This is a genomic window from Citromicrobium sp. JLT1363 (assembly GCF_000186705.1).
Lineage (GTDB): Bacteria > Pseudomonadota > Alphaproteobacteria > Sphingomonadales > Sphingomonadaceae > Alteriqipengyuania.
This window is the reverse complement of record NZ_AEUE01000001.1, coordinates 257,533-272,280: the sequence shown is the minus strand read 5'-3', so window position 1 is coordinate 272,280 and position 14,748 is coordinate 257,533. Positions and strand designations below refer to the sequence as shown.

The 14,748-nt window shown below is 65.7% G+C and carries 12 protein-coding genes and 1 tRNA gene; 7 read left to right on the top strand and 6 right to left on the bottom strand.

The genetic code is table 11. The features are described from left to right. Positions 1-15 precede the first annotated feature (15 nt). Entirely contained in the window at positions 16-1,164 is a 1,149-nt protein-coding gene (locus ADAD_RS0101340; RefSeq protein WP_237700706.1) for a dihydrodipicolinate synthase family protein, read from the bottom strand. Between the two features lie 228 nt (positions 1,165-1,392). Between ADAD_RS0101340 and ADAD_RS0101335 the strand changes: the two genes are divergently transcribed. Further along, on the top strand, positions 1,393-2,976 hold the full coding sequence (locus ADAD_RS0101335; RefSeq protein WP_010408422.1) for a carboxylesterase/lipase family protein: 1,584 nt from the start codon (positions 1,393-1,395) through the stop codon (positions 2,974-2,976). 83 nt (positions 2,977-3,059) lie between these two features. Here the strand turns inward: ADAD_RS0101335 and ADAD_RS0101330 are convergent, their stop codons facing one another. After that, positions 3,060-3,626, bottom strand: a complete 567-nt coding sequence (locus tag ADAD_RS0101330) for a TetR/AcrR family transcriptional regulator (RefSeq protein ID WP_237700705.1) — start codon at positions 3,624-3,626, stop codon at positions 3,060-3,062. 228 nt (positions 3,627-3,854) lie between these two features. Here ADAD_RS0101330 and ADAD_RS0101325 point away from each other — a divergent pair, with 228 nt between their 5' ends. Together ADAD_RS0101325 and ADAD_RS0101320 are read left to right on the top strand one after the other, a co-directional pair. Continuing rightward, the gene (locus ADAD_RS0101325; RefSeq protein WP_337442404.1) at positions 3,855-4,745 is read left to right on the top strand and encodes an alpha/beta fold hydrolase; all 891 of its coding nucleotides are present in this window, start codon (positions 3,855-3,857) and stop codon (positions 4,743-4,745) included. Between the two features lie 31 nt (positions 4,746-4,776). Continuing rightward, positions 4,777-7,101: a TonB-dependent receptor gene (locus tag ADAD_RS0101320; RefSeq protein WP_010408416.1), complete on the top strand. Its 2,325-nt coding sequence runs from the start codon at positions 4,777-4,779 to the stop codon at positions 7,099-7,101. Positions 7,102-7,146: 45 nt separating this feature from the next. Here ADAD_RS0101320 and ADAD_RS0101315 read toward each other — a convergent pair whose 3' ends face one another. Continuing rightward, complete coding sequence (locus tag ADAD_RS0101315; protein ID WP_010408415.1) at positions 7,147-7,971, bottom strand: hypothetical protein; 825 nt, start codon at positions 7,969-7,971, stop codon at positions 7,147-7,149. A 262-nt stretch (positions 7,972-8,233) separates the two neighbouring features. Between ADAD_RS0101315 and ADAD_RS0101310 the strand changes: the two genes are divergently transcribed. Then, positions 8,234-9,409, top strand: a complete 1,176-nt coding sequence (locus tag ADAD_RS0101310) for a saccharopine dehydrogenase family protein (RefSeq protein ID WP_010408412.1) — start codon at positions 8,234-8,236, stop codon at positions 9,407-9,409. A 67-nt stretch (positions 9,410-9,476) separates the two neighbouring features. Then, positions 9,477-9,956, top strand: a complete 480-nt coding sequence (locus ADAD_RS0101305) for a DoxX family protein (RefSeq protein WP_010408409.1) — start codon at positions 9,477-9,479, stop codon at positions 9,954-9,956. A gap of 1 nt (position 9,957) precedes the next feature. Here the strand turns inward: ADAD_RS0101305 and ADAD_RS0101300 are convergent, their stop codons facing one another. Both ADAD_RS0101300 and ADAD_RS0101295 read right to left on the bottom strand, forming a co-directional pair. Further along, the gene (locus ADAD_RS0101300) at positions 9,958-12,156 is read right to left on the bottom strand and encodes a TonB-dependent receptor (RefSeq protein WP_010408405.1); all 2,199 of its coding nucleotides are present in this window, start codon (positions 12,154-12,156) and stop codon (positions 9,958-9,960) included. Positions 12,157-12,279: 123 nt separating this feature from the next. After that, positions 12,280-12,354: transfer RNA gene (locus ADAD_RS0101295), tRNA-Gly, on the bottom strand. 183 nt (positions 12,355-12,537) lie between these two features. Here ADAD_RS0101295 and ADAD_RS0101290 point away from each other — a divergent pair. Beyond that, a complete protein-coding gene (locus ADAD_RS0101290) occupies positions 12,538-13,467 on the top strand; it encodes a tetratricopeptide repeat protein (protein ID WP_010408403.1) in 930 nt (309 codons plus the stop codon). 5 nt (positions 13,468-13,472) lie between these two features. Beyond that, positions 13,473-14,078, top strand: coding sequence for an LON peptidase substrate-binding domain-containing protein (locus ADAD_RS0101285; protein WP_010408400.1), 606 nt, complete (start codon positions 13,473-13,475; stop codon positions 14,076-14,078). Between the two features lie 18 nt (positions 14,079-14,096). Here ADAD_RS0101285 and ADAD_RS0101280 read toward each other — a convergent pair whose 3' ends face one another. Next, positions 14,097-14,720, bottom strand: a complete 624-nt coding sequence (locus ADAD_RS0101280; RefSeq protein ID WP_010408399.1) for a MarC family protein — start codon at positions 14,718-14,720, stop codon at positions 14,097-14,099. Positions 14,721-14,748: the final 28 nt, after the last annotated feature.

Sequence of the window (14,748 nt, the reverse complement as noted above, 5' to 3'; positions counted from 1 at the left end):
CTCGTCCCTCTCGTTCTAGTCTTCTGAATAATATGGCAGATCGGCCAGGTCGCCTGCGCGCACACCGCGCGCCCAGGCTGCGCGGCCCACCACGAATTGCTCTTCGGGCGCGTCGGTCGGCTCCAGCCCCGAAGCACGGAAGGCCGCGCGCATCGCGGCGCGCGCCTTGGCATCCAGCACGGGGATTGCGCCCTCGGGAGCGTGCGAGTCGCACGGCAGCAGGCCACCGTTGCCGCCGCCCAGCCACTGGTAATAGCGATTATGCTGCCACGGGTGCGCACCCGCGCGGATCACAGGTGCCTGCACGGCGAAGAAGTGCGACAGCACCGGCTCTATGTCGCGGGCCAGCGCATCGAGCTTCGCGGTGTCCCCCGCCGCGCTGGCGGCGAGCAGGCGGTTGCCGATCTGCCGTGCAGGCGTCTGTACCGCCTCGGCATTCCATTGCCCGCTCCAGTCGATGCGGAAATGGCGCGAGAGCAGCGGCAGGAAATCGAGATTGACCGGGCCCATGGACAGCCGATCGCCCAGCTCCTGGCACAGCTGCATGGTCGAGGTGAGCGAGACGGGCTGCGAGATCTTGACCGCGACGACATTGTCCATGTCTGCGATCCGGTCATACACGTCCAGCGGCTGGCCTGCGGGGCCGAGCGCGGGAAAGGCGCGCCGCCCGGTCGCCGCATAGAGCATCACCGGCAGCGATGTTGCCGCGATCCGCGCCGCCATCAGGTCGTGCAACTGCTCCGCGCTGCTCTCTGCCGGATAGGTCGAGGCGAGCAGCACCAGCTGCACGCCCATGTCTTCCAGCGCACGTAGCATCGCTAGGTCGGTTTCGACCTTGCCGCTCGCCAGGATGCCATGGACGGGAAGCGCATCGCCCGCCTCGTCGATCACGATGCGGTGGAACTGCGCCCAGCGCGGATCGCCGGGCAGCGTCCAGTTGATCATCGGCATCGTGCCGGAGAAGCCTTGCGCGATGGCATGGCGAACGTCGTGGCGGATCGCCTCCTCGTCCAGCGTGCGGCCATCCTCGCGGAAGCTCGGGAGGAAGAGGTTCATCAAACCGCGCAGGTGCGATGCCGCCCATTGGCGCTGAGGCGAGCTGGCCGCCGGCGCCAGGCGACCGCCCGGACCGGCCAGCGCCTGGACGGCAGGCGCCGCCATCATTGCCGCCGCGCCTGCCAGCGCGCTCCGCCGCGAGATCCGCACAGGATGCAAATGTCCGCCTCTCCCCACGGGCCCAGCCGACACTCTGGCGGTGAACCCGGCATTTGAACCAAAACCTTTCGCCCACATACGCGGGACGTCGCTGGCATACCCTGTTTACGAAAAAGGACTTAACACGCAACTCCAATTGGTTCTAGTGTCAGTGCAAACAGGCAAGGGAGAATCGGGATGATGACACGGCGGCAGACACTCGGCGGCGCGCTGGCGCTCGGCGCAGCGGCGATGGCGCGGCCTGCGCTGGCCTCCCCCATGTTCCCGGTGGTCGAGACCGCTCAGGGCAAGCTTCGCGGCTTGCACTCGGGCGGCGTCGCGGTGTTTCGCGGGATCAGCTACGCGGCGGATACCTCGGGCGCGAATCGCTTCATGCCGCCGCAGCCGGTGGAGCCATGGGCGGGCGTGCGCGACGCGCTGCACTGGACCGATGTGGCCCCGCAGATCCCCGGCGACCGGCGCCATACCTATGCCGACCTGATCATGGTCGATCGCAATCCTTCGGGGATGGGGGAGGACAATCTCTCGCTCAACCTGTGGTCGCCCGATGTGGACGCCAACGCGAAGAAGCCGGTGATCGTCGTGCTCCACGGCGGCGGGTTCTATTCCGGCTCTGGCAATTCGGTGGGCATGGATGGCGAGGCGATGGCGCGCTTTTCCGACAGCGTGGTGATTGCGATCAATCATCGGCTGGGCGCGTTCGGCTTCCTCCATCTGGCGGAATTCGGCGGGGAAGACTTCACCACATCGGGCACGGTGGGGATGCAGGACATCGTCGCGGCGCTGGGCTGGGTGCGGGAGAATGTGGCGCAATTCGGCGGCGATCCGGACCGGGTGCTGGTCTACGGCCAGTCGGGCGGCGGCGCGAAGACCAGCGTGCTGATGGCGATGCCCGGCGGCAAGGGCCTGTTCCACCGCGCGGGCGTGATGAGCGGATCGGCCCTGCGCATGATGCCGCCCGAAATGGCCAGCGCCACGGCAAAACGCCTGATGGACGCGCTGGAGATCGCGCCGGGCGATGTGCGCAAGCTGCAGGAGGTGCCCTGGACCACGCTGCTCGAGACGCAGGCCAAGCTGGAAGCGGCGGACCGCGCGCGGGGCGAGGCGCCCCGGTCCTTCGCCCCCGTGGTCGACGGCATCGCCCTGCCCCGCCACCCCTGGGCGCCGGACGCGCCCGATGTGTCGTCCCACGTGCCGATGATCGTGTCCTCCGTCCTCGACGAGCGGTCGTACCGGATGGGCGATTTCTCGATGGACGAGGCCGGTCTGGTGGAGTTCGCGCGCGAGCGGGTGGGCGACAGGGCGGAGGAGGCCGTCGCCGCCTATCGCGCGGAAGACCCGGACGCGAAGCCCTTCATCCTCGCCGCACGGCTCGATTCCGATCAGACCTTCCGCAAGGGTGCCTTCGCGCAGGCCGAACTCAAGGCGAAGCAGCCGGGCGCCAACGTATGGACCTATCTGTGGACCGAACCCAGCCCGGCAGCCGATGGCCGCTTCGGCGCGGTGCACGGGATCGATGTCGCGCCCAGCCTCTACAACACGCGCGGCGCGCTCAACGGATCGAGCGCGGCGGCCAACAGGCTGGCGAAGGCCATCGCATCGAGCTGGGCGGCCTTCGCGGCCAACGGCGACCCGAACAACGAACATGTGCCCGAGTGGAAGCCCTACTCCCCGCCCGAGCGCACGACGATGATCTTCGACGAGGATCTGCGGGTGGAAAGCGATCCGCGCAGCGAATTCCGCCGGTACTGGCGGGGCTGACAGGCACGAACCTGCCGGGCGGCCCGCGATAGAACCGGGGGAGCGGGCCTGACGCGCAGGAGCGTGTCAGGCCCTCGCTCGCATCATTCCGGGTCTTTCGAAGCGGGCCCCGCGATCCCTTCGCGCATCAGCAGGTTGGCGGCGGCGGCCACCTCGTCGCTCCGGTCGGTCTCGCTCCACAGGGAGAACTTGAGGCCCAGGAACACGTTCATTCCCATGATGGCCCAGGCGTGCACTTCCGACAGGTCGTCGCGCAGCTCGCCGCTTGCCATGCCCCGTTCCAGCCGTTCGAAAATGCGCTTCGCCGTCGTTTCGTAGTGATCGCGATAGATGGCGGGGTCGATGAATTCGGATTCATCGATGATGCGATAGATTTCCTTGTTCTCGCGGGCGAAGCGCAGGAACGCGGCGAGCGCGGCACGCTCTATTTCCATCGCCTTGGTCTCGGTGCTGATCGCCTCGCGTGCGGTCGTCTTCACCTGCTGCCCAAGGTCGCGCACCAGTGCGCGGAAGATCGCCTCCTTGGTGTCGAAGTAGGTGTAGAAACTGCCCAGCGCCACGCCCGCGCGGCGGGTGATGCCCACGATGGACGCCTGGTGAAACCCGTTCTCCGCAAACTCGACCTCTGCCGCATCGATCAGTTTGCGCATGGTCCGCCGTCCACGCTCGGTCCGGGGCTGCTTTTCCCCCTCGTGCGAATCCGAAACATGCGAATCCGAAACGTGCGGATCGGAATTCTGCGATTGCGATGATTGCGCGTCCAGCCTGCTCATCCCCCTTGCGTAACCGCCCGTGGCCGCTTGCACAACGATCCAAGTTGAAATCCGGTTCAACTATCAGTATAGCGGTCGCAAGACAGGGCCACAAAGGCCCGGGACTTGGGGAAGACGATGCCGTTCGGCGATCATTTCTATCGCAGCAGCGATGGCGAGCTGACGCTTTATGCGCGCGATTACGCGTCGAGCGGGCCTGCCGTGCTGCTGATGCACGGGCTGACCCGCAATTCGGCGGACTTCGAAGGTCTGGCAAGCGCGCTTGGCGGCCAGTACCGCCTGATCGTGCCCGACCAGCGGGGCCGCGGGCGCTCGCAGTGGGATGCAGACCCGGCGCGCTATCGCCCGGATATCTACGCGCAGGACATGCTGGCGCTGCTCGATTCGCTGCAGATCGACCGGGTAGCCGCCATCGGCACCTCGATGGGCGGCATCATCGCCATGCTGATGGCGGCGACGCAGCGCGAACGGCTCTCGGCGCTGGTGCTGAACGATGTGGGCCCGGAAGTTTCCGCCGAAGGGCTGTCGCGCATCTCCTCCTATGTCGGCGAGACCGGCCCCTTCGCCAGCTGGGCCGAAGCGGCGGATGCCTGCCGCCGCCAGAACGCGGTCGCGCTGCCCGATTATTCCGACGCGCAATGGCTTCGGTTCGCGCAGCGGCTGTGCACCCAGCGGCCCGACGGCACCATCGCCTTCGCTTATGATCCAGCCATCGCAAAGCCGCTCGCCAATGGCGAAAGCACCGATGCGCCGGACCTCTGGCCGCTCTGGTCGGCCCTCGACGCGCTGCCGATCCTGACGGTGCGCGGCGCGAGTTCGGACATATTGTCGGCCGAAACGGCCCGCCGCATGGGCGCCGAGCATTCCGGCCCGTTCGAACTGGCCGAGATTGCCGGGCGCGGCCACGCCCCGATGCTGGACGAGCCCGCCGCAACGCGGGCGATCACAGGTTTCCTGAAGAAATATGCGCAGTCGGCCCACCCGGCCCATGCGTGACGAATAGAACAACGTGAGGAGGAGGATACTTATGGCCCAGACCAAGACTACGCTCATCGCCCTGAAACTGGGGTCCGCGCTGGGTGCGCTGATGCTCGCCGTGCCCGCAATGGCCCAGCCGGTGCCCGACGAAACCGAGATCGACGAGACGCCCGACGTCACCAACACGATCGTCGTGACCGCGCGGCGCACCGAGGAAACGCTGGAAGACGTCCCCGCCTCCGTCTCCGCCTTCGATACCGCAGCGCTGGAACGCATCCAGGCGCAGGACACCACCGGCCTGCAGGGCGCGGTGCCGAACCTCAACATCGTGCAGGGCCGCGGGTCTTCCAACGCGACCAACATCTTCATCCGCGGCGTGGGCCAGCCCGACGCCCTGCAGACCTTCGATCCGGCGGTCGGCGTCTATGTCGACGATGTCTATCTCAGCCGTATTCGCGGGACGCAGCTGGACCTGCTCGACCTCGAGCGGGTCGAGGTGCTGCGCGGGCCGCAGGGCACGCTCTACGGCAAGAACACCATCGGCGGTGCGCTGAAACTGGTGAGCCGCCGCCCGGGTAACGATCTGCGGGCCAATTTCGGCCTCAACTACGGCACGTTCAACCAGCTCGATCTCAAGGGCTCGGTTTCCGGCCCGCTCGCCGAGGGCGTATCGGCCGGGATCGCGGCGATGTATTCGCGGCGCGACGGCTTCGTCGAGGACCGGGTGCTGGACCGCGACTATAACGACAAGGATACGCTCGCGCTGCGCGGCAGCCTTGCGCTGACCCCGTCCGACGATTTCCGGATCGACATTTCCGCAGACTACAGCCGCGACGATGCCTCGCTCAACGTGGGCGCGCCGATCAACGAACTGCGCTATCTCTTCACCGGTCTGGAGCTGCTGCCGCTCGCCGTCGATCCGGAGGATTACGATTACACCGCCCGCACGACCCCAGGCCTGCCCAATTCGACCAAGCTCGACCACTGGGGCGCCTCTGCGCGCATGGAATGGGATGTCGGCCCGGAAATCCAGCTGCGTTCGATCACGGCCTACCGCGAACTCGTGACCGACGATTACATCGATATCGACGCGACCGAGCTGGAAGTGGGCGACGTGTTCGTCGGGGTGGACCAGAACCAGTTCAGCCAGGAATTCCAGTTCGTCTACGATGGCGTCGGCTTCCAGGCGGTGGCCGGCCTGTATTACCTGCAGGAGAACATCACCTCCGACCAGCGGGCCTTTGCCGACGATCTGGTCGATCTGAGGGGCTTCCGCGCAGTGAATGCGCTGCCCCCCGCCCTGCTTGGCCCGGATGACTTCCCGACCTTCCTGCGGACCATCGCCGACGATCTCCAGACCGACAGCTATGCCGCTTACGCCAATGTCGATGTCGAACTGACCGATGCGCTCACCCTCGCGGCGGGCATCCGGTATACCTACGAGCAGAAGGACTACTTCCGCACCACCTCCACCTTCTCCTCCGCGCCGTTCCTCAACAGCGCGGCCCCGTTCGAGTTCGCGCCGAGCGATTCGTGGGACGACGTCTCGCCCATGGCATCGCTGCGCTACGAGTTCAGCCCGGATGCGAGCGCCTATCTGCGCATCGCCAAGGGCTTCAAGTCGGGCGGCTTCAACGGCCGCGCGAACTCGGCGACCGAGACGAGCGCGTACGAGCCGGAAACCGTGCTGTCCTACGAAGCCGGTTTCAAGGCCTCGATCGACGGCCAGATCCGGCTCGCCGGTGCGGTGTTCTACAACGACTACGAGGATTTCCAGGCACGCGTGTCGGGCATCGAGGTGGATCCCATCACCAACGTGCCCACGCCAACGCTGGGTGTGCTCAACGCGGGCAAGCTGGAAATCTCCGGCGCAGAGCTGGAGGTTGCGTGGACCCCGACGCGGGCGTTCCTGCTGGATGCCCAGATCGGCTATCTCGACGCCAAGTACGACGAGTTCGCGGATGACCGGTTCACCAGCACGAATGGCAGCCGGGCCTTCCAGACGCCTGCCTTCGCGCCGGACTGGACCATCCGCGTCGGCAGCCAGTACACGTTCGAATTCGGTGACGGCAGCGATCTGGTGATCGGCGCGCAGTACAAGTACCGGTCCGAATATGCGCTGTCGGTCGACAACACGCTGATCGATTCCACGACCCGCATCGAAGGCCTGTTCGAAGACGGCTACAGCCTCGTCGATGCGCGCGTGGAATGGACCGCCCCGGGCGAGAACTACACGATCGGCGTTTACGGCCAGAACCTGTTCGACGAGCTCTACAAGACCGACGGGCAGGAATTCTCCTCGATCGGGAATATCCGCACGGTCTATTTCGGTGCGCCGCGCACCGTGTACCTTCGCCTCACGGCTAGCTTCTGATGCGACGGGCGGGGGCGGCACGCGCTGCGCGCGCCGCTCCCGATCCTAGTCGCCGGACTCCGTCGCCCTGTCGCCGCTCGACATGCGGTGCGCCTTGCCGGGCGTCGTCTCCTGGAAGCCGACGGAGGCGACCTCCATCGTGTGGGGCTGCGAAAAATCGAAATCCACGGTCGCTACGCCACCGGTGGCACAACAGCCCGCGTCGCTCTCGCGGCGCACCAGCGCGAAGGCCGAATTTTCCCTCGGATTGAAAACCAGCGGGCTGGCAAGGGTGAAGCCGGCAGGCAGCAGGCGGTTCGCATCGTCCATCAGCCGATCGGCGGTGGTCCAGTTCCAGCCCGCGCCGCTGTTCTTCAGAAGGATGTCGGCACTGCCCAGCCCCCGGTTGCGCGCGGGCACATGCAGCAGGAACGTGCCGTCCCCGTCGCGCACTGCCACGGGCGGATCGAACCAGCCTTCGGTCTGATGCGAGACGAGCAGGCTGGGCACCGCACCGTCCTGTTCGAACAGGACCATCATTTCGGTTGCCGGTCCATCCGACGGCTGCAGCGCCAGAAGCTGCCAGTACAGCGTCGTGCCCAGTGTCTGCGCGGCAATCTGCCCGCTTGCGGTAACGGCGCATTCCGCGCGCGTTCGGTAAAGGCACTGCGTCGCCAGCATGTCCTGCGGCGCATCGTCCAGCATGACGGCCAGTTCCACATCCTCGCTCGTGCAGCCGCCCTGATACGCGCCATCGGGACACACGAAGGTATAGGCATCCTCGAACATTTCGGGCTCTTCGCCGTCGAGCGCGCCGGGCTGGGCCTGCGCGGGCGAGACCATGCCCGTGCACGCGGCCAGGCTTGCGGCAAATATCGTCCAGCTCTTCATGCTACCGTCTCCCCCCGATCTTGCGCAGAAACGGGCGCCAGTCGGACGATCCCCGGTTAGCAAAGCCCCCCGCGCGTTCCCAGCAGCTTGTGCTCGCATTTTCCTACTGCGGCAGAACCTGCGATAGTGCGGCCATGCGCCATGCCTGCCATCCGTACTGCCCTGCGCACCTTCGGCCGCCGGTTTCGACGGGGGCGGCTTTTTCTCTCCTGGACACTGTGTCAGGTGTGTCAGGCGAAACGATCAACCCGGGAGAAGACTTGTGACCGACAGGCAATTCGACATCGTGATCTATGGTGCAACCGGCTATACCGGGCGCCTTGTTGCCGAGCATTTCCTGCGCGAATACGGCGACCGGCCCGATGCGCCGACATGGGCGATGGCGGGCCGCGATCCGGACAAGCTGGCGGCGGTGAAGCGCGAGATCGGCGCACCCGATTCGACGCCCACGATCGTTGCCGACGCCGCCGACACAGTCAGTCTCGAGCAAATGTGCGAGCAGGCGAAGGTCATCATCACCACGGTCGGCCCGTACCAGCTCTATGGCGAACCGCTGCTCGCTGCCTGCGCGAAGAGCGGCACGCATTATGCCGACCTTTGCGGAGAGCCTGCGTGGATGCGGCAGATGATCGACAAGTACCACGAAGACGCAAAGGCCAGCGGAGCGCGGATCAGCTTTTCCTCCGGGTTCGATTCGATCCCCTTCGATCTGGGCGTGCTGATGCTGCAGAAGGAAGCGCGCGAGCGGTTCGGCGCACCGTGCAAGACCGTGCGCGGGCGGGTCCGCGCGATGAAGGGCACCTTCAGCGGCGGCACCGCCGCCAGCCTCACCGAAAGCATGAAGGCGATGGCGCGCGACCCCTCGCTCATCAAGATCATGCGCAGCCCCTTCGGCCTCACCCCCGGGTTCGACGGGCCCGACCAGCCTAACGGCATGATCCCGAAGTACGAAAGCGATCTGGGCAAATGGGCCGCGCCCTTCGTGATGGCGCCGATCAACACCAAGAACGTCCACCGCACCAACTTCCTGCTGGGGCACCCGTGGGGCGAGGATTTCCGCTACGACGAGATGGTGCTGACCAGCCCCGGCGAAGCGGGCAAGGCAGCGGCCAATGCGGCCGCCGAGATGATGAAGAACCCGTTCGGCTCGAAGCCGCCCAAGCCGGGCGAAGGCCCCACGCCCGAAGAGCGCGAGAACGGCTATTACGACGTGCTGCTGATCGGCGAGACCGCGAATGGCGAAACGCTGCGCTACGCAGTGAAGGGCAAGTACGATCCGGGCTATGGCTCCACCAGCCGGATGATTTCCGAAACGGGTATCGCGCTTCTGGAAAGCGATGCGCCGGGCGGCATCGGCACCCCGGGATCGATCCTGGGCGAAGCGCTGGTCGCGCGGTTGCGCGATCATGCCGCGCTGACCTTCGAGGTGGAGGAATGATTGCGCGCCGGGAGCGTTCTGCGCTCCCGGACCATTGGATTGGGGTAGCAACGGGGAGACTTACGACATGGCGTTTCTTGCTTCCGTTCTCGGCCGGATACTCCTGGCCCTGATCTTCATCGTCGCCGGGATCACCAAGCTGGTGAACCTGGGTGCGACGCAGACCTTCCTCGAACAGACGACCACCCTGCCCACCGGCATCGCCTTGCCGGTAGGGATCTTCGAAGTGGTGTTCGGCATGTTCCTCGCCATCGGGTTCATGACCCGGGTCAGCAGCATCCTGCTGTGCGGCTTCACGCTGGCGACCATCTTCTTCTTCCACAATGCGCTGGCCGACCATGCGCAGTTGCAGGTCGCGCTGAAGAACCTCGCCATTGCGGGCGGCCTGCTGATGGTCTTCGCCTACGGGCAGGCGCGCGGATCGGTCGACGTGTGGCGCGAACGCGACCGCGCGCGACGCGCAGAACTGCGCGCCGCGCGGGCCGGGGGGACAGAAAACGGCGCCGAGGAGGCCCGGCAAAAGGCCCCCGACGGCACCGCGGTCTGAGCTAGAAGCTGGTCCGCAGGCTCAGCGAGAAGTTGCGGCCCGGCAGCGGCACATAGTCGCGCGTGAAGCTGGTCGCACGGCGGCCCTGCTGGTCGAAGATGTTCTCCACCTTGGCCAGCAGCGTGACGTTCTTGTCCCCGCGGATCGGGCGCCAGGCGACCGAAGCGTTGACGAAAGTGAAGCTGTCGGTGGTGCTCTCGAAAGCGGGCACATCGTCCTGCTCGCCGAACCATTCGACCTCGCCGCGCACGTCGAATGCGCCCGTGGTTGCGGTCAGCGCGCCCGAAAGGCCCAGCGGCGGGATGCGCGGGACGGGCGAACCATCGTCCAGCTCCGCCTCGACATATTCGGCACTGGCTTCGCCGATCACCGCGAACCCGTCATTCTCGATGAGGGGCACGCTGACTTCGGCCTCGACGCCGAAGTAGTTCGCATCCTGCTGGAGGTAGGTGAACAGCGGGATGGCTTCCTCGTCGTCGGCAGGCACCGCAGTGCCTTCCTCGTCGACGAAGGTGCCGGTGTTGTCGAGGAAGATGTAATCGTCGAACCAGCTCTTGAACACGGTCAGGTTCACCGTGGCCGGGCCGACCTGGCCGCGAACGAAGCCTTCGAGGCCCCATGCGCGCTCGACATCGAGATTGACGTCGCCGACCTCGTATTGCCCGGTCGCCACGTGGGGGCCGTCGGCGAACAGCTCTTCACCGGCTGGCGCACGGCCCACCCGTGAACCGTTCACGCCGATCCGCAGGCCGCCCAGATCGTAGGACAGGCCCAGAGCGCCCGAGAGCACATCGAAGTGGCGGTCCACACCCAGCGCGTTGGATCGCGCATCGGTCGTCTCGTACCGGGCGGAGCCTTCGATCTGGAAATTGCCGAGGCTCAGCTCCTGCAGGGTGAAGAAGCCGTACTGCTCCGTCTGGTTGGGCGCGACGAAGGCTTCTTCGCCGACCGCTGCGAAATCGCGGATGTAGAACTGTCCGCCGAAGGAACCGCGCAGATCGCCAACGGGGTTCTGCACGAATTCCGCACGGCCTTCGAAACCCGTGACGTCGAACACCGTGCCCACTTCGGAGCCTTCGAATTCGGTATGCGTGTAATCGCTGTAGCCCACGCGCGTCAGCATGCGATCGAGGAAGCCCGAGCCAAGGTCGAGGTCGGCACGAAAATCGGCGCGGAACTGTTCCAGCCCGATGGAGACGCCTTCCTCCTCCTCTTCGCCGCCTCCGGCGCCACCTTCCTCGTGGTGGTGATGTCCGCCGGCCGGATTCTCGGGCACACCATAGGTGGAGTCGTAATAGCCTGCGCCGAAACCGAAGGAGCTGCCGTTGCTGAAGAAGGCGAGCCCGCCGTTGACCGATGTCGTCTCGACGAAAGTATTGGGCACGGTGCCGCGCGCATTGGCCTGCTCGCGCAGTTCCGCGGCTTCGTCGAACTCGCCCTCGCCTTCCTCTTCCAGCGCGTCGGCCAGCAGGTCCGCGCGCAGATCGTCGGTCAGCGCAAAGCCGGGAATGTCGAGATCGCCCGCGTCGAGATAACTTCCGTCGAGGTGAAAGACGAAACCGTTGGCGAACGGCACGTCGACCGATCCGCCGACCCGATATTCGTCATTAACGGTGTCGTAGCTCGCCAGAGTATCGATGTGGATCGGCTCTTCCGTGAGGCGGAGCGGGATCCGCTTGTCGATCACGTTCACGGCACCGCCGATCGCCTGGCTCCCGTAAAGCAGCACGGCGGGACCGCGCAGCACTTCGATCCGCTCCACGGTCAGCGGATTGATGCTGACCGCATGATCGTCCGACGTATTCGAGGCGTCGAGCGTCCCGACGCCGTCGGTCAGCACCCGGATCCGCTCGCCACCGAAACCGCGCAGGATCGGGCGGGACGCGCCGGGTGTGAAGCCCGTTCCCGATACGCCGGGCTGCTCTTCGAGGATTTCGCCGACCTGACCGTCCATGCTGCGCTGCAGTTCCAGCCCCTCGACCACGGAGGTGCCCGCCAGGATGTCCAGCTCACGGATGCTGCGGCTGGCGGTGACGACGATCTCGCCCGCCTCGTTGCTCCGGTTGTGGAAGTCGTCGTCGAAGTCGGCCTCGTCTCCGGCCTGCGGCGCAGGCTCTGCCTGTTGCGCCATCGCGACCCGCGGCACCAGGCCAAGGGCAAGAGCAAGCAGTGGCAGACCGCTCGTGGAGAACTTTTTCATGGGAGACCTTCCGAGTTGAGTGACTTTATATCATCCGCTCCGCTAGCGGGTGATATAGTATCATGCAAGACCCGGTCGCGATGCTGACCGGCCTGCGAATGCTGTTTGTCGGAAAAAGGACAATGGAGCGGGCGAGGCGATTCGAACGCCCGACCCCAACCTTGGCAAGGTTGTGCTCTACCCCTGAGCTACGCCCGCTCACATGGCGTTTCCGGCAAGGCGCGAAGCTCTTCGCCGGAATGGGAAGCGGGCACCTAGCAATGAGGAGAGGCTATCGCAAGCGCAAAATTGCACGCGCATTCCCGCCCTTCACATCTTCGGCGAAAAGCCCACATTGGGGCTTCTCGCAACCGCATAGAAAGGGGACCGCACTTGGCCAGCATGGGGCTCAATATCGAGGAACAAAAAGCAGTCGATCGCTTCCGGCAGGAGGTCGTGGAACCTTCGATGTCGAAGCTGGTGGTGCTCGATTTCTGGGCCGAGTGGTGCGGGCCGTGCAAGGCGCTGGCGCCGATGCTGGAAAAGGTCGCCGCCGAATATGCCGACAAGGGCGTGATCCTGAAGAAGGTGAATGTCGATGAGGAACAGTTCATCGCCAGCCAGTTCCAGGTCCAGTCGATCCCGACGGTCTACGCGATGTTCCAGGGCCGCCCCGTTGCCGATCTCACCAGCGCGCGCAGCGAAAGCCAGCTGAAGCAGGCGCTCGACCAGATTCTTGCCCAGATACCGCTCGATCCGAATGCGGATGGTGCCGAAGGCGGACCGAACGACGGCATGCCCGATGTCGAACAGCTGATCGCCATGGGCGAACAGTTGCTGGAGGCAGGCGAGAACGAGAAAGCGGTTCAGCTCTATAGCGAGATCGCAGGCGCCGCCCCGCCCGAGATCGCAAGCCGTCCCGAAATCCAGTCCGGCCTGATTCGCGCGTTGCTGGCCAACGGGCAGCAGGAGCAGGCGCAGGCGACCTTCGACGCGCTGACCGACGAACAGAAGGCCGACCCCGCCGTGGCACAGGCCGGTGCGCAGCTTGAACTCGCGGGCGAGAAGGTGGACGACAGCGAACTGACCGCCCTGCGCGAAAAGGCCCAAGGCGGCGATATGGACGCGCGCTATGCCTATGCCGAAGCGGCCTTTGCGGCGCGCCAGCGTGATGCGGCCGCCGACGAGCTGCTCTCCATGGTCGAGGAAGACCGTGAATGGAACGAGGGCGCGGCGCGCACCAAGCTGCTGCAGATTTTCGAAGCCGTCGGGCTGGAAGATCCATGGGTGGTCGCCACGCGTCGGCGCCTGTCGAAGATCCTCTTCGGATAGCCCCCATGCGCCTGTCGATCTTCCCGCTTTCCGGTGCCGTGCTGTTTCCCGGCCTGCAACTGCCGCTGCACATGTTCGAGCCGCGCTATCGCGCGCTGGTGGGCGATGCCCTCGCGCGGGACAGGCGAATCGCGATGATCCAGCCCAAGCAGGCGCGCGAGGGCTCGGACCTCTACGAAGTCGGCTGTGTGGGCAAGATCGCCGAGGTCGAGGCGCTGGACGACGGGCGCTACAACCTGGTGCTCGACGGAGAGAGCCGCTTTCGCATGATCCGCGAACTCGACGTCTCAACCCCCTTCCGTCAGGTGGAGGGCGAACTTATCGCCGAGGACGGCGACGAAGTGCTGAGCGGGATCGAGCGCGCCGGGTTCGAACGCGAGGCCCGCCGCTTCGCCGATGCGCAGGGCTATTCGGTGGACTGGGACGCGGTCGCCCAGCTCGACGACCAGTCGCTGATCAACGGGGTCAGCCAGATCGCACCGTTCGACGCGGCATCCAAGCAGGCCCTGCTCGAATCGCCGGACCTTGCCGCGCGGTGCGAACTGCTGATCCAGCTGATGTATTTCTTCGGCCGCCAGAACGGCACCGACGACAGGGTTACCCTGCAGTAGCCGGGGCCGCGCGCCCGGTCAGGCCAGCAAGGTGCCGCGCAGGCCGTCGATCACGAATTGCGAGGCGAGTGCGGCCAGCAGGACGCCCAGCAGCCGTGTGATCGCTGCCTCTATCCGCGTGCCGACAAGGTTCATCAACGGGCGCGCTGCAATCAGCGATGCCATGGTGATCAGCAGCACCAGCCCGGCTGCCGCGAATACGACGACGCTCTCTTCGATCCCGGTCGCCTGGTTCATCAGCAGCATGATAGCCGCGATGGCGCCGGGCCCGGCCATCATGGGCATGGCCATGGGGAAGACGGAGACATCCTCTATCTCGGGATTGGCGTTGATCTTCTCCGCGCGTTCCTCGCGCCGCTCGGTGCGTTTCTCGAACACCATGTCGATCGCGATCATGAACAGCATGATGCCGCCCGCGATGCGGAAGCTGTCCAGTTCGATGCCCAGCGCGCCGAGCAGTTGTTCACCGAACAGGCCGAAGACCAGCAGGATCAGCCCCGAGATCACCGTGGCGCGGATTGCCATCGATACGGTCTGCGCCCGGCTCGCCTCGCGCGTCAGCCCGGCATAGATCGGCGCGCAACCGGGCGGGTCGACCACCACGAAGAAGGTCACGAAGGCGGAGAAGAAGAGTTCGAGCATGGGCTGCGGGCCTAGGGTTCGGCTTCGG